Raw genomic sequence first — 15,381 nt, forward strand, 5'->3', positions numbered from 1 at the left:
AGCTATAGAGAAGCCCGGCCGGTGCGTCACATTCGACGCACCGGCCGGGCTTTCGCGTATCTCCGGCTACTTGTTCCCGGCACCCGCCATATAGCGCGTCCAGATGTCCAGCGGATAGGTGTCGCTCGCCTTTCCGGTGACGTCTCCGCCCATTCCCTTCAGCGGCAGCAATTCCTGCGTCTTGGGGTCCACCCGCGACAGCGAAACGGCCGTGGACACCTCGTCGGTGTAGCCGACGAACCAGGACGAGGTGCCGTCCTGCGCGGTGCCCGTCTTCCCCGCCGCGCCGGGGCCCACCACGGCCGCCGCCTGCCCGGTGCCGCCCTGGACCGCGCCGTGCAGCGCCTCGTCCACCTGCGCCGCCACCTCGGTGCTGAACGCCCGCTTGGCGCGGTCCTTGCGCAGGGCGAACTTCTCGCCGTTACGGGTCAGTCCGCTCACCGAGAACGGCGGCACATGGGCACCCTTGGCGGTGAACGTCGCATACGCGCTGGCCATCCGGATGGAGCTGGGCGTCGCGGTGCCGAGCGAGGACATGGGCACCCGCGCGCCGAAACTGCTGGGCAGCAGCCCCGCGTCGATGGAGGCCTGGCGGACCCGGTCGAGGCCGACGTCCATGCCGAGCTGCAGCATCGGGGTGTTGATGGACTGGACGATCGCCTGGCGCAGGCTGACCTGCCCGTAGGACTGGTCGCCGTCGTTCTCGCCGCGCACGATCTTCCCGCCGCGGTCCCAGTAGGGCCCCTCGGGGGTCTTCACCGCGACCTTGTTGTTGCCGTCGTAGAGCGTGGTGGGGGCGACAGGCGTGCGCGGGCTGTTCCGCTCCTTGAGCACGCCGTCGCGCAGCGCCGCCGCGTAGACGAAGGGTGTGAAGGCGGTACCGGCCGGGACGACGGAGGCGTTCGCGTCGTTGAAGCCCTGTTCCAGGTAGCCGGGGCCGCCGTACAGCGCCTCGATGCGCCCGCCCGGTGTCACGGAGGCGGCGCCGATGCGCACGTACCGGTCCTCCCGGCGGCTCTTGGGGTCGAGGCCGTCGCGGGTCTCCTTCACCGACGCGGCGAGCGCCTTCACCTTCGACTTCTCGAAGGTGGTGTGAATCTGATAGCCACCCAGGTCGAAGGCGGCGTCGGAGATGACGGTATGGGAACTCACATACGCCTTCGCGGTCTCCACCAGATAGCCGACCTGGCCGGTGAGCCCGGCGGGCCGGGGCGCCGGATGGGGGTCGGGGAACGTGGTGTACTTCGCCCGCTCCTCTTTGGAGAGCTTTCCGATGTCGACCATCCGGTCCAGAACCCATTTCCAGCGGTCGACCGCCCGCTTGTGGTTCTTGGCGCTGAGCGTCGGATCGAAGGTTCCGGCGCCCTTGAGAAGCGAGGCGAGCATCGCGCCCTCGCTCGCGTTGAGCCGGGAGACATCCTTGCCGTAGTACGCGTAGGAGGCCCGCTGAATGCCGTAGGTGCCGCGCCCGAACCAGCTGGTGTTCAGATAGCGCTGAAGAATCTCCTGCTTGGTCATCCGGTCGTCGAGCTTGATGGCCATGAACATCTCGGTGAGCTTGCGGGAGAACGTCTGGCGCTGATTCAGATAGGCGTTCTTCACATACTGCTGGGTGATGGTCGAGCCGCCCTGGGTCTCACCGCCCGTCACCATCCGGGTCACGGCGCGCATCAGACCGCTCGGGGAGATGCCGCTGTCCGAGTAGAAACTGGAGTTCTCGGCGGCGAGGATGGCCCACTGCACCTTTTCCGGCACCTTGGACAACGGCACCTCCTGACGGTTGACCGGACCCGTACGGGCCATCTCGGAGCCGTCGGCCCAGTAGTAGACGTTGTCCTGCTGGGTGGCGAAGTCGTTCAGGTTCTTGGGTATGTCGGTCTGCATGTAGAGATAGCTCAGGACACCGGTCAGACTCCCGACGCAGAACACGAGGAGCAGGCCCACCTGGCGCCACGACGGCAGCCAGCGCCGTACGCCCTCTCTCCCGGCCCGTGGGTAGTCGAGCCGGATATGGCGGGCCGCCCAGCGACGCAGCTGCATCCCCCGGCCGCCCGACGACGGCGCCGGCTTACGGTGTGCGTTACGGCGGCGCTTCCCCTTGGCATTGTTGCTGCCCAGCACGTGTGTTCCCCCACGCTCGCTCCGCGCGCGGGCGCGGCACAAAGGTGTGATCTTCCATCCCCCCGGACCACACGACCTTATTCTCCCTTCCGAACATCTGTCGCCACAGGGCCCCAAAATTTTGTAACAGTGCCGATATTCCGCAACTGGGCGCCCTGCCAGGGCCGTCGGGAGTCACAGACCGGGAGCCCGGCGGCGCGTGGAGGGGCGTAGCGTGACACCCCGAAGCTCAAATGAACCTCTGAACCGCGAGCGCCGTGGATTCATCCTCTCCCCCGGGGGTCATTACCCCGGCAGGGGAGAACGTCCGGCACGGAATCAGGACCGCACGAGAAGGGGGAGCCATGACGCGCCTCGGTACCGGAATCGGCTGGCGACCGGAAATCGCCGAGGACATCGCGCGCCTGCCCGGCATCGACTGGGTGGAGGTGGTGGCCGAGAACATCTGCCCCGGCCATGTGCCCGAGGAGCTGCTGCGGCTGCGCGAACGCGGTACGACGGTGGTTCCGCACGGCGTCTCCCTCGGCATCGGCGGCGCCGGGCGGCCGGACCCCGAGCGGCTCGCGGCCCTCGCGGAGCGGGCCGAGGCGCTGGGATCGCCCCTGGTCACCGAGCACATCGCGTTCGTACGGGCCGGGGGCCCGCCGACCGGGTCGCCCGTCATCGAGGCCGGGCATCTGCTGCCGGTGCCGCGCACCCGGGACGTGCTGGACGTGCTGTGCGAGAACGTGGCGATCGCCCAGGAGGCGCTGCCGGTGCCGCTCGCGCTGGAGAACATCGCGGCGCTGATCTCCTGGCCCGGCGAGGAGATGACCGAGGGGCAGTTCCTGGCCGAGCTGGTCGAGCGGACCGGCGTACGGCTGCTCATCGACGTCGCCAATCTGCACACCAACCACGTCAACCGGGGCGAGGACCCGGCCACGGCACTGGACGAGCTGCCGACCTCGGCCATCGCGTACGTCCATGTGGCGGGCGGCGTCGAACGGGACGGGGTGTGGCACGACAGCCACGCCCATCCGGTGACGCAGCCGGTGCTCGACGTGCTCGCCGAGCTGTGCGCCCGTACGACGCCGCCCGGGGTGCTGCTGGAGCGGGACGAGGACTTCCCGGCGGCCGGGGAGCTGGCGGGCGAGCTGGAGGCGATCCGCGCGGTGACGGCGGCGGGGGTGACGACGGCCGACGCCGCCGTACCGAAGGCCCGGCGCGGCCCGGACGCACGAGACACACCGGACACCGCCGCCGCGCGGGAGCGACTGGCGGCCGCCCAGACCGCGCTGCTGTCGGCGCTCGTCGCGGGCGCCCCGGCGCCGGAGGGCTTCGACCGGCAGCGGCTGGGGGTCCAGAGCCGGGCGCTGACGGCCAAGCGGGCCGGGGTGGTCGCCAAGGTCGCCCCGGAGCTGCCGGAGATCCTGGGCGACGGCTACCGCCCGGCGTTCGGGCGGTACGCCGACGGCCGCCCGATGACCGGCGGCTACCGCCGCGACGCGATGGCGTTCGTCGAGCATCTGCTGACGGCGGCTTCCGGTGACGCCCCCGACGCGGCGACGCGGCGTCGGCTCACCCTGTGGTGGCAGGAGCGGTCCGGCCCCGCCCCGCTGTCCGCGAACCCGCTGGCCCGCTTCGCCCGCCGGGCCCGGCTCGTACTGAGCGGGGGGTAACGGGCATGGACGCGATCGTGATCCTCGTGTACGTGGTGGTGACCGTGTCGTCGGCCGTGGTCATCACGGGCGTCGTACGGGCCCGGCGGGCCGCCGCGGGGGCGCCGGAAACCGGCGTTGACGACCTCATGGAGGCCGCGTTCCTGGCGAGCGGGCCCGGCCGGGTGGCCGACACCGTGATCAGCGAGATGCACACCGACGGCCGGCTGACGGTGGGCAGGCCCGGGGTGGTCTCGATACGGCAGCCGGTCGCCCGCACCCCGATCGAGAACGCGCTTCTCAACGTTCTCACCAGCTCCCCGAACGGTGCCCTCGACCGGCTGCGCCGGGAGCTGATGCGCGCCCCGGAGGTGCAGGCCATCGGGGACGACCTGGCACGGCGCGGGCTGCTGATGCGCCCCGCCGCCCTCCGGCCGTGGCGGAACGCGGCGCGGGCGCAGGTGGTGGCCTGCTGGCTGGGCGTGCCCCTGGGCGTCTGGCTGTCCGTCCGGCAGAACATGGACGGGAACGGCGGGTTCCCGGTGATCTTCCTGATCCTTCCGGCGCTGTTCCTCGGCTTCGGGGTCGGCGGCGTCTGCGCGAACCTGACCAAGGGCCGGCTGACGTCGGCCGGGAGGCGGGCCCTGGACGCCTTCCGGAGGGACACCGAGATGGGCACCGCCGAGCGGCCCGGAAGGCTGCCCAGCGGGCACTGGTCGTCGGCGCCCGCCGCATCCTCCGCGAACTCCGCGGCGAGTGCGGCGCCCGCCATCGCGGTCGCCGTGGCGCTGGGCGGCGCTGCCACCATCGCCGCCGACACGGTGCTGCGGGACCAACTGCTGCAGGCGCATCGGGTGACGGGCGCGTCCTCGGGCAACGGTTCGGGCTCGTCGGGCATCTCCGACTTCTCCGGCGGCTCGTGGTGCGGCGGGGGCTCCGGCTGCGGCGGCTCGTCGTGCGGAGGCGGCTCCTCATGCGGGGGCGGCGGCTCCGGCTGCGGCGGGGGCGGTTCGGGCGGCGGTGGCGGCTGCGGCGGAGGCAGCTGACCGCTCACGAATCGTGGCACCGAATCGCGCATTTCGCGAAATCTCTGGCGCGGAAACGGTCGGGTCCAGTAAAACTCGGCCATGCTGTGGGTCTTGTTCCTGCTCGTCGCATGGGGCTCGGCGGTGGTCAGCTGCACCCGTCTGTGCCTCGCCGCGGTCGCGGCCGCCCAGCCGATGGAAGCCGCCGCCGGTCCGGAGCCGGAGGGGCGGGCCCTGAGCCTGTACGAGGCGGCCTTCCTGGCGGGCGGGGAGCGGCGGGTCGCCGATCTCGCCCTGGTGTCGATGTCCCGCGAGCGCCGCCTGCTGCTCGCCCACACCGGCTGGGTCACCGTCGTCGACCCGGACGGCCGGGACGCTCTCGAACGCTCGGTCATCGCCGCGATAGGCCCGCGGGGCCAGTCCCCCGTACCGCCGGTCCGCGCCGCGCTGGCCGCCGCCGACCCGGTGCGGGCGCTGGCCGACCGGCTGGTGGCGGCGGGGCTCGCGGTGCCCGCGGGAGCGCGGGCGAACGTGGCGGACGCGGTGCGGCAGGTGCGGCTGGCGTGCGTCGTGGTCCTGGCGACGGGGGTGACCGCGCTGCTCATGGTGCCGCCCGCGTCCGGCCCGGGGGCGGCGCTGGCCTGGTTCGCGCTTCCGCTGCTCCTCACCGCGAGCTGTCTGGTGATCGCCCGGGTCGAGGTGCATCCGTACTCGCACTGGGCCTCCCCCGCCGGGCAGCAGCTGCTGGGCCGGATCGACGCACCGCCCCGGCGACCCGTCGCCCAGCGCGCCGGGGGCGGCGCCGACGCGGAGCACGACGACGGCGAGTTGCTCACCGCCCTCGCGGTCCACGGCCCGGCCGCGCTGCCCGATCCGGCGCTGCGCGCCGCGCTGAGGGCGCATTGGGGTCATTGACCCCGACACCGCCGCCCGGTGCTTTACATGGCCAATCGCCGCACCAAGTATCCCTTTTGTCGCGCGATGTGCGGAGGGACGGCTTGTGAGAGCAGCAGCGCTGTACGGCATCCTCGGACCGCTGTCCCTGTCCCTGGCGATGACCGCACTGCTCGCCACCCCCGCCACCGGCAGACCGCTCGCCGCGCCGCCCGCGCGCCCCGCCGCGGCGGTCGCCGCCGGGCCCCCGGCGGCGGCCGCCGTCACGGCGGCGGCCCCCGCCTGGTCCGCCTCGTTCGGCTCTCCCGCCTCCGCCGTGCTGGCCTCGCCCGCGCTGGCCGTCCCCCGGGGCGGCGCCGCCGAGGCCCGCGGGGTGGTGACGGCGGCCCGGCGGGCGGCCGCCCGGGGCATCTCCTTCGGCCACTGCCCGGGCTCCGAGGAGCTGTCGGCGAGCGTCCGCTGCGGCACCGTCTCCGTACCGCTGGACTACGCGCGGCCGCACGGCAAGCACATCCGTCTCACCGTCAGCCGGGTCCGCGCCTCCGGGCCCAAGGCGCGGCGGCAGGGCGCGCTGGTCTACAACCCGGGCGGACCGGGCGCCTCCGGTATGACGTTCCCCGAGTACGCCGCCGAGGACGCCTTCCACAAGACGGCCGCCGTCTACGACTTCGTCGGATACGCGCCCCGCGGAGTAGGCCGCTCCGCGCCGGTGTCCTGCCGCCGCCCGGCGGCCTTCGCCAAGACGCCGACAAGCTCCCCGCAGCACCCCTCCGCCGCGTATCTGCGGGCGATGCGCGCGCGGGCGCGCACCTACGCCCGGGGCTGTCTGCGCCGTACGGGGAAGGCCCTGCGGCACATCAGCACGCTCAACAACGCCCGCGACCTCGATGTGCTGCGCGCCGCGCTCGGCGAGAAGCGGCTCACCTTCGTGGGCGCCTCGTACGGCACGTACTACGGGGCCGTCTACGCGACGCTCTTCCCCCGCCATGTGCGGCGCATGGTGTTCGACAGCGTGGTCAACCCCGGGCCCTGGCAGATCTGGTACCGCAACAACCTCGACCAGTCCCTGGCCTTCGAGCGGCGCTGGGCGGACTGGCGCCGCTGGGCCGCCCGGCACCACGCCGTCTACCACCTCGGCAAGACCCCCGCCCGGGTGCTCGCCGCGTACCGGAAGGCGGCCCACCGCCTGGCCCGGAAACCGGCGCGCGGCCGCGTCGGCACCGGAGAGCTGCAGGACGCGTTCGTACGGGCCGGATACAACGACGCCTACTGGGACCCCAGCGCCCGGGCCCTCGCCGCCTATCTGCGCGGCGATCCGCGGCCGCTGATCGCGCTGGCCGCGTCCGAATCCGGCGACGCGGAGTCCGAGGAGAACGGCAACGCCGTCTACACCGCCGTGGAGTGCAACGACGCTCCCTGGCCGCGCGCCTGGGCGAGCTGGCACCGGGAGAACGCCGCCCTCGCGCGCCGTGCGCCCTTCGAAACCTGGGACAACGTGGCGATGAACCTGCCCTGCGCCTACTGGCCGCTGGGGCACGACACTCCCATGGACGTGACCGCCCGGCCGGGGCTGCCGCCGGTGCTGCTGCTGGCCGCCGAACGGGACGCGGCCACTCCGTACGCGGGCGCCAAGGCGCTGTGGCGCAGGCTCCCCGGCGCCTCCCTGGTGACCGAGCGGAAGGCCGGTACCCACGGCCTGTGGGGCGGCCCGAACGACTGCGTCAACCGCAAGGTCGACACGTATCTGCTGACCGGGAAGACCCCGGGCCGGACGGCCTTCTGCGCCCCGCGCCCGGCGCCGGAACCGGAACCCGGCCCGGCCGCGGTGCCCGACTCCGGCAAGCAGCCCGCGCTGCCCGGAGTCCCGGGAGGTTCCGGGGCGCCCGGGATGCCGTGACCGTCAGGCCGGACCGGGGATCATCCAGCCTTGTCAGGCCGGACCGGGGATCATCCGGCCGCGTCAGGCCAGACCGGCGACCAGCTCGGCGACCGGCTTGCGCCGCCCGGTGTAGAACGGCACCTCCTCGCGCACATGACGACGCGCCTCGGAGCCGCGCAGATGGCGCATCAGGTCGACGATCCGGTGCAGCTCGTCCGCCTCGAAGGCGAGAATCCACTCGTAGTCGCCGAGGGAGAACGACGGGACGGTGTTGGCGCGCACATCGGGGAAGCCGCGCGCCATCTTGCCGTGGTCCGCGAGCATCGTGCGGCGCTCCTCGTCGGGCAGCAGGTACCACTCGTAGGACCGTACGAAGGGGTAGACGCTGACGTAGTCGCGCGCGTGCTCGTCCGCGATGAACGCGGGGACGTGCGACTTGTTGAACTCCGCCGGGCGGTGCAGCGCCATGTTCGACCACACCGGCTCCAGTGCGCGGCCGAGCCGGGTGCGGCGGAAGAGGTTGTATGCCTCCTGCAGGGCCTCTGAGGTCTCCGAATGCCACCAGATCATGACGTCCGCGTCCGCCCGCAGCCCGGAGACGTCATACGTGCCGCGCACGGTGACGTCCTTGGCGGCGAGCTGCGCGAAGAGCTGCTCGACCTCGTCGGCGTAGCCGGTGCGGTCCTCCGGCAGCACATCGCGCAGCCGGAACACCGACCACAGGGTGTAGCGGATGACCTCGTTGAGGTCCTTGGCCTTCTTCCCGGCGTTGGCGGTCTTGGAAGACGCGGTCGTCTCGGGCGTGCCGGGGGTCTGGGGGGTGTCGGGAGCAGCAGCAGTCATGGTCCCTATTCTCACTCTCCGCCGTCGGCACCCCGCGCCAGGGTGGCCGTCAGCGGTTCCAGCAGCTCATCGGCGGCGGTGCGGGCGCTCGCGACGCACGCGGGGATGCCGACGCCGTCGTAGACCGCGCCGCACACCCGCAGGCCGGGCAGCTTGGCGACCTCCGCGCGGATGCGGGCGACCCGGTCGAGATGGCCGACCGGGTACTGGGGCAGTCCGCCGTCCCAGCGGGTCACCCGGGTCGCCACCGGCCGGGCGGCGAGGCCGGTGGCCGCGCCGAGATCGGCGAGCGACATCCCTACCAGATCGGCATCGTCGCGCTTCAGATGCTCATCGTCCTCAAACCGCCCGATCGAGGTACGCAGCACGAAGAGATCGGGGGCGGAGTCGCGGAGCCAGCCCCATTTGCGGCTGGAGAACGTCGCCGCCTTGATCGTGTGGCCGTCGACCGGCGGGACCAGGAAGCCGCTGCCCTCGGCGAGCGACGCCACGTCGGCGCGGCGGAAGGCCATGGTGATCAGCGCCATGGAGGCGTAGTCGACGGTGCCCAGTTCGGCGGAGGCGGCCGGGGAGTCGGCCGCCAGGAGACGGGCGGCGGCGGGTGCGGGGGCCGCCAGCACGACCGCGTCGGCCCGCAGCACCCCGTCGTCGGTGACGACGGTCCAGCCGTCCTCGGCCCGGCGCAGCTCCCGTACCGGCGCGTCGGTGCGGATCTCGCCGCCCGCGGCCCGTACGGCGTCGGCCACCGCGAGCGGCAGCCGCCCGATGCCGCCGTCGATGCCCATGAACACCGGCCCGGCGCCGCCCTGCCGCTGGGCCGACCGCTCGGCCAGCTCCCGGACGCCCTCGGCCAGCGGCCGGTTCGCCCGGGCCAGTTCGAAGAGGGCGGGCACCGCGGCCCGCATCGAGGTGCGGTACACATCCCCCGCGTAGACCCCGCCGAGCAGCGGTTCGACCAGCCGGTCCACGACCTCGCGGCCGAGCCGGGCCGCGATGAACTCGCCGAGCGCCACGTCCTCGCCGACCGGGGTGGGCGGCAGCTCCGCGTCGCGGGCGATGCGCGCAAGCCCGTCGTCCGAGATCACCCCGGACGCGGCGAGCGGCGCGAGGTCGCCGGGCACGCCCATCACATGACCCTTGGGCATCGGGCGCAGGGCGCCGCGCGTCCACAGGGCGGCGGTCGCGGTGGCGGGCGGCTGGAGCCGCTCGCCGAGGCCGACGGCGCGCGCCAGCTCCACCGCTTCCGGGCGCCGGGCGAGCATCGATTCGGCGCCCAGGTCCACGGCCACGCCCTCGATCTCGCCGCCGCACAGCTTGCCGCCCAGCCGCCCCGACGCCTCCAGCACGGTCACCCGCGCCCCGCCGCTCTGCAGCCGGTGGGCGGCCGCGAGGCCCGAGATCCCGCCGCCGATGACGATGGCATGGCCGGTATTCCCCGGGCCCGGGGAGGTCGCTGCGCTCATGCCCCCACTCTCTCACCCGCCCCCAGGGGGTGGTGGGCCGAGGCCGTGGCGAGGTCGGCCTCGATGCGGGCGGCGGCGGTCCGCAGCGCCGGAAGCAGCTCCTCAAGGGTGGACTCGGCGCTGCCGCGGCCCGCGTGGGTGGCGATGTTGAGCGCGGCCACCACCCGGCGGTCCGCGCCCCGCACGGGCACGGCGAGGGACCGCAGCCCCTCCTCCAACTCCTCGTCCACCAGGGCGTATCCGTCCCTCCCGGTCCGCTCCAGGACGCGGGCCAGCTCGGGCACGGCGGTCACGGTGTGCCGGGTCAGCGGCTCGGGGGCGAGCCCGGCGAGATGCGCGGCGCGCTCGCCCGGGGCAAGACCGGCGAGCAGGACCCGGCCCATGGAGGTCGCGTAGGCGGGGAAGCGGGTGCCGATGGTGATGTTGACGCTCATGATCCGCACGGTGGGGACGCGCGCCACGTACCGGATGTCGCCGCCGTCGAGCACCGCCAGGGACGCCGACTCGTGGACGGCGCGGACGAGTTCGCGCATATGGGGCTGGGCCAGCTCGGTGAACGACAGGTCGCCCAGCGGCGCGTAGCCCAGCTCCAGCACCCGCGGCAGCGGGCGGAAGGCCCGGCCGTCGCCTTCCGCGTATTCGGCGTATCCCAGCTCGACGAGGGTGAGCAGGGAGCGGCGCGCGGTGGCCCGGGGCAGCCCGGTGGCCTCGGCGACGGCGGTGAGCGTGCGCCCGTGCGGTGCGCCGCCGCCCTCCTCCCCCGGTGCGCCCAGCGCCCGCAGCACGGTGAGCCCGCGCGCGAGCGACTGCAGATACCCGGCCCCCAGCTCCCGCTTGGCCGCCCGCGCCGGGTCCTCGGCGCCGGGTCCGGCAGCCGGGCCCGCCGTCGCCCGCCCCGGCGGACCGGGCTCGGCGCGGGCCGCCTCCGCCGGAGCCGCCAACGCCGCCTCCATGGCCGGGATCTCCGCATGCAGCGGGCCCAGCACGGCGGCCCGCAGCGAGGCCGCGTCGTGGCGGCTGGTGTGGCTGACGACGTTCACCGCGCACGCGGTACGGCCCGAGGCGTCCCGGACCGGGACGGACACCGCCACCAGACCGGGCTCGATCATCTGGTCGTCGGCCGCCCAGCCGGTCCGGGCGGCCTCCCGTACGCGCGCCTCGAAGCCGGTGTCGGCGGCGGGCCGGTGGCGCGGCGGAACGGCGGGGTAGGCGGCGTCGAGCGGGTCGGCGGCGCGGCGGGCGCGCCAGGCCGCCCAGGCCCGCTCGTCCCACTCGGCGGCGAAGAGCGCGCCCGGGGCGCAGCGCTCGGCGGGCAGCAGATCGCCGATGCGGAAGGCCAGGGACATGGTGCGGCGGCGGGTGGCCTGGACGACGAAGCGCGCCCCGTCGCCGTCCGGCACGGCGACCGAGACCGACTCGTCGAGGCCGTCGGCGAGCCGCTCGGCGAACGGTCCGAGCGCGTCCGGCAGGCCGCTGGCGGAGAGATAGGCGTTCCCCAGCTCCATGAGCCGCGCCGCGAGGCCGACCTCGCGGCCGTCGAGCCGCACATATCCGAGCTGTTCGAGCGTGCCCACGACGCGGTCGACGACGGACCGGGCGAGCCCGGTGCCGCGCACCAGGTCGCCGGGCCGGACCGCGGCCTCGCCCTGGTGCGCGGCCAGCCGGGTCAGCTCGCAGAGCACGGCGAGGCCGCGCTCAAGAGGGCCGACGGGGCCATTGACAGGTGGGGACACCGGACCGAGACTCATCACAGCTCGATTATGAACGAAGTTTCACTCCGCGAACAAGTGGGGATCCTCACTTTACCGAATTACCGAATCCGGACGAAGGGACGTTTCGATGCGCACGACCGTCGGGATCATCGGCGCGGGACCCGCCGGCCTGCTGCTCGCCCGTCTGCTGCACCGCGCGGGGGTGGACTGCGTGGTGCTGGAGAGCCGGGACCGGGCCTATGTCGAGCAGCGGCAGCGGGCCGGAATCCTGGAGCAGGGCACCGTGGACGTGCTGCGGGAGTGCGGCGCCGCCGAGCGCCTGGACCGCGAGGGGCTGCCGCACCAGGGCATCGAGCTGCGCTTCGAGGGCCGTGGCCACCGCATCGACTTCCCCGCCGCCACGGGCGGCAAGGCGGTGACGGTCTACGCGCAGACGGAGATCGTCAAGGATCTGGTCCGGCTCCAGCTCGCCGACCCCGGCGGACCCCCGCTGCTGTTCGGGGCCGAGGCCCTGGCGATCGAGAAGCCGGATTCCGGGGCCCCGGTGATCCGCTTCCGCCACGAAGGCCGGGAGGCGACGCTGAGCTGCGATTTCGTGGCGGGCTGCGACGGTTTCCACGGCATCGCCCGGCGCGCGGTCCCGGCCGACCGGGTCCGCACCTTCGAGCGCGCCTATCCCTACTCCTGGCTCGGGGTGCTGGCCGATGTGCCGCCGTCCTGCGAGGAGTTGATCTACGCCCGCCATCAGCGCGGCTTCGCCCTGCACAGCATGCGCTCCCCGCAGGTCTCCCGGCTCTACCTCCAGGTGACGAACGGCACCGACCCCGCCGACTGGTCCGACGAGCGGATCTGGGACGAGCTGTCCGCCCGCTTCGCGCTCGACGACGGCGGCCGCTGGGCCCTTGAGCGGGGCCCGATCACCGCCAAGTCCGTGACCCCGATGCGCAGTTCCGTGCAGGAGCCGATGCGCCACGGGCGGCTCTTCCTGGCGGGCGACGCGGCACATATCGTGCCGCCGACCGGGGCCAAGGGCCTCAATCTCGCCGTCGGCGACGTGGTCACTCTGGCCCGCGCGCTCGCCCATCACCACACCACGGGCTCGACCGAGCTGCTCGACGACTACTCCGCGACCTGCCTCGCCCGGGTGTGGCAGGCCGAGCGCTTCTCGTACTTCATGACGGACACCCTGCACCGGCACCCCGAGCAGAGCCCCTTCGAGGACCGGCTGCAGATCGCCCAGCTGGACCGGATCGCCACCTCCCGTACCGCGTCCGCCGAGCTGGCCGAGAACTACGTCGGCCTTCCGCTGTCATGACCGCCCCGACGAGTCCCCCCTTCGGACAGCGCCCGGACGCGGGGCGCCCGGATGCAGGACGGTCGGACACCGGGCGGCCGGACGCCGGGCGGTCGGTGGCGGGCCGGGTGCTGGCCGTGCTGGACGCGTTCGACGCCTCGCACCGTTCGCTGTCGCTCACCGCCCTCGCCCGGCGCGCCGGGCTGCCGCTGGCCACCGCGCACCGGCTGGTCGCCTCGCTCACCCGCTGGGGCGCCCTGGAGCGCGACACCTCGGGGGCGTACCACATCGGGCTGCGGCTGTGGGAGGTGGCGACGCTGTCGCCGCGCGGGGTCGGGGTGCGCGAGGCGGCGCTGCCGTTCATGGAGGACCTGTACGAGGCCACCCATGAGAACGTGCAGCTGGCGGTGCGCGACGGCATGGAAGTGGTCTACGTCGAGCTGATCTCCGGCCGCTCCGCGGTGCAGGTGCGCACCCGGGTCGGCAGCCGCTGGCCGCTGCACGCCACGGGCGTCGGCCTGGTGCTGCTCGCGTACGGGCCGCCGGGGCTGGGCGAGCGGGTGTGCGCCCGGCCGATGCGCCGCTTCACCGAGCGGACCATCCACGACCCGGCGCGGCTGCGGGCCACGCTCGCCGAGGTGCGGCGCACCGGGATCGCGGTCAGTGACCGGCAGATCACCATGGACGGGCTGTCCGTCGCCGCCCCGGTGCGGGGCCCGCGCGGGGAGGTGGTGGCCTCGCTGTCGGTGGTGGTACCGGCCGCGGAGGGGCGGGCGCCGGGGCTGATACCCGCGGTGCGGGTCGCCGCCACCGGCATATCCCGTACTCTCGCCGCCGCCTGGGGACAAGAGTCACTCGCTCAGGCTTCCGGCTGACGGAAGACCTGGAACCGCCTCTTGCCGGGGGTGCGTTCACGCCACATTCTGTGGTCGCCACATCCCGCGCGGCCCACCGCGCTCCGAGCCCGAACACCTCACGCCCAAGGCTGGACCACCCAACGCCCGAGGGGGGCGCCCGAAGTGACCACCGAGGACACCACCGCGCGGGAACCGACCGACCAACGCACCGGCTGGCAGCCGTACCACACGCTGTGGGCCATGCTGCTCGGCGGCTGGCTCTTCTCCTACGCCGACCGCGCCCTCACCGGCCCGGTGGTCACCTGGCTGATCGAGAACGACCACAGCATGCTGGGCTCCGCCAGCCATCCGCATGCCCTCGGCGGTCTGATCGGCAGCCTCTTCTTCGCGGGCTACATGCTCACCCAGTTCCCCGGCGGCTATCTCGGGGACCGCTTCGGGCACCGCACGATGCTCGCCGTCTCGCTGCTGTGGGCGGGGGTGGCGACCCTGGCCAGCGGGCTGGTGAGCGGGCTGATCGCCTTTGTCGTCCTGCGGGTGGTGACCGGGCTGGGCGAGGGCGTCTTCTACTCCAACGACCGCGCGCTGATCGCCCAGCGCACCCCGCCCGCCAAGACCAGCCTCGGCATGGGCGTCGCCATCACCGGGCTGTCCATCGGGCTGACGGTCGCGACCATCAGCACGCCCTATCTGATCGACTGGGGCGCCGAGGCGTTCGGTGAGGAGGACGCCTGGCGGATGCCGTTCCTGGTGCTGGGCGGCGCCACCCTCGCGTTCGGCTGGATCACCACCGTCTATATGCGCCGCATCGGCGGGCCGCTCAAGGCCACCGGTTCCACGCTGCGGCTGCTGGGGATCTCGGCGGTGCTGTGCGCGGCCGTCATGGCGGTCTATCTGATCGCCGACGGGGCGGGGATGCCGAGCTGGGGCGTGGCCGTCCTGGAGTGTGTGCTCGCGTTCGTGCTGATCGGGGCGATCTTCGCCCGGCGCGGGGCGCGGCTCGGCGCCACCTCCCGGAACCGCAATGTGCTGCTGCTCAGCTTCGGCTTCATCGCGGTCATGTGGAACCTGTGGTTCTTCAGTTTCTGGTCGGTCTCGATCGTCGCCGACGCGGCGCACAGCTCCTTCCAGAACGCGGCGCTGGTCGCGACGTTCAACGCGGGCGCGGGCATCCTCGGGTTCCCGGCCGGCGGCCGGCTGTCGGACCTGGCGAAGGACCGGGGGTGGGGGCGGCGGCCGCTGCTGATCGCGTTCACCGTCGTCCAGGGGGTGCTGGTGCTGGTCTTCGCAGCCTATCTCCAGGCCCAGGAGAAGCCGTCCCTGCTCGTGATGTCCGTCCTGCTCTTCGTCACCAGCCTGTTCTTCAACGCCCTCCAGCCGATGGCCCACGCCCTGCTCAACGATGTGGTCGACGCGTCCGAGCGGGGCGCCGCCTTCGGCCTGTTCAACCTGGTCGGGGAGATAGGCGCGGTGGTCAGCCCGGCGCTGAGCGGCACCCTCTTCGACCACTACGGCAGCTGGACGGCCGCCGTCTACATCGACGGCGCGCTGATGCTCGCGAGTGCTGTTCTGTACGTCCTGGTACGCGAGCCCACCGCCCGCTCGTAGCCTGGCCCGTGACGGAGCGGGACATACGGCGGCGAAGGGGCGGAATCG

11 protein-coding genes are annotated in these 15,381 nt (G+C 73.4%); 7 read left to right on the top strand and 4 right to left on the bottom strand.

Features of this window, described 5'->3' with window-relative positions; genetic code table 11:
• Positions 1-66: 66 nt before the first annotated feature.
• Positions 67-2,040: a transglycosylase domain-containing protein gene (locus ABZ370_RS15550; protein WP_358620920.1), complete on the bottom strand. Its 1,974-nt coding sequence runs from the start codon at positions 2,038-2,040 to the stop codon at positions 67-69.
• Positions 2,041-2,465: 425 nt separating this feature from the next.
• Between ABZ370_RS15550 and ABZ370_RS15555 the strand changes: the two genes are divergently transcribed.
• The 4 genes from ABZ370_RS15555 to ABZ370_RS15570 all read left to right on the top strand — a co-directional run bounded on the left by ABZ370_RS15555 (position 2,466) and on the right by ABZ370_RS15570 (position 7,574).
• Positions 2,466-3,779: a DUF692 domain-containing protein gene (locus ABZ370_RS15555; protein ID WP_358620443.1), complete on the top strand. Its 1,314-nt coding sequence runs from the start codon at positions 2,466-2,468 to the stop codon at positions 3,777-3,779.
• 5 nt (positions 3,780-3,784) lie between these two features.
• Positions 3,785-4,804: a TIGR04222 domain-containing membrane protein gene (locus ABZ370_RS15560; protein WP_358620444.1), complete on the top strand. Its 1,020-nt coding sequence runs from the start codon at positions 3,785-3,787 to the stop codon at positions 4,802-4,804.
• 81 nt (positions 4,805-4,885) lie between these two features.
• Positions 4,886-5,698 carry a TIGR04222 domain-containing membrane protein gene (locus tag ABZ370_RS15565; RefSeq protein ID WP_358620446.1) on the top strand — a complete coding sequence of 271 codons (813 nt, stop codon included), beginning with the start codon at positions 4,886-4,888 and terminating at the stop codon, positions 5,696-5,698.
• Between the two features lie 85 nt (positions 5,699-5,783).
• Positions 5,784-7,574 carry an alpha/beta hydrolase gene (locus ABZ370_RS15570; protein ID WP_358620447.1) on the top strand — a complete coding sequence of 597 codons (1,791 nt, stop codon included), beginning with the start codon at positions 5,784-5,786 and terminating at the stop codon, positions 7,572-7,574.
• 63 nt (positions 7,575-7,637) lie between these two features.
• Here the strand turns inward: ABZ370_RS15570 and hemQ are convergent, their stop codons facing one another.
• Genes hemQ through ABZ370_RS15585 form a run of 3 tightly spaced genes read right to left on the bottom strand, consistent with a single transcriptional unit; the run spans position 7,638 to position 11,610 of the window.
• Positions 7,638-8,399, bottom strand: coding sequence for a hydrogen peroxide-dependent heme synthase (gene hemQ / locus ABZ370_RS15575; protein ID WP_358620448.1), 762 nt, complete (start codon positions 8,397-8,399; stop codon positions 7,638-7,640).
• A gap of 11 nt (positions 8,400-8,410) precedes the next feature.
• Positions 8,411-9,862 (bottom strand): protoporphyrinogen oxidase, encoded by a 1,452-nt coding sequence (gene hemG / locus ABZ370_RS15580; RefSeq protein ID WP_358620450.1) that lies wholly within the window; start codon positions 9,860-9,862, stop codon positions 8,411-8,413.
• Complete coding sequence (locus ABZ370_RS15585) at positions 9,859-11,610, bottom strand: IclR family transcriptional regulator C-terminal domain-containing protein (protein ID WP_358620451.1); 1,752 nt, start codon at positions 11,608-11,610, stop codon at positions 9,859-9,861. Before ABZ370_RS15585 ends, hemG begins: the two co-directional genes overlap by 4 nt.
• Positions 11,611-11,701: 91 nt before the next feature.
• Here ABZ370_RS15585 and ABZ370_RS15590 point away from each other — a divergent pair, with 91 nt between their 5' ends.
• The 3 genes from ABZ370_RS15590 to ABZ370_RS15600 all read left to right on the top strand — a co-directional run bounded on the left by ABZ370_RS15590 (position 11,702) and on the right by ABZ370_RS15600 (position 15,333).
• Complete coding sequence (locus ABZ370_RS15590) at positions 11,702-12,889, top strand: 4-hydroxybenzoate 3-monooxygenase (RefSeq protein WP_358620452.1); 1,188 nt, start codon at positions 11,702-11,704, stop codon at positions 12,887-12,889.
• On the top strand, positions 12,886-13,743 hold the full coding sequence (locus ABZ370_RS15595) for an IclR family transcriptional regulator (protein WP_358620454.1): 858 nt from the start codon (positions 12,886-12,888) through the stop codon (positions 13,741-13,743). Before ABZ370_RS15590 ends, ABZ370_RS15595 begins: the two co-directional genes overlap by 4 nt.
• 144 nt (positions 13,744-13,887) lie before the next feature.
• Complete coding sequence (locus ABZ370_RS15600) at positions 13,888-15,333, top strand: MFS transporter (protein ID WP_358620456.1); 1,446 nt, start codon at positions 13,888-13,890, stop codon at positions 15,331-15,333.
• Positions 15,334-15,381: the final 48 nt, after the last annotated feature.

The sequence above is a fragment of the Streptomyces sp. NPDC005962 genome (assembly GCF_040629205.1).
In the GTDB taxonomy this organism is placed as follows: domain Bacteria; phylum Actinomycetota; class Actinomycetes; order Streptomycetales; family Streptomycetaceae; genus Streptomyces.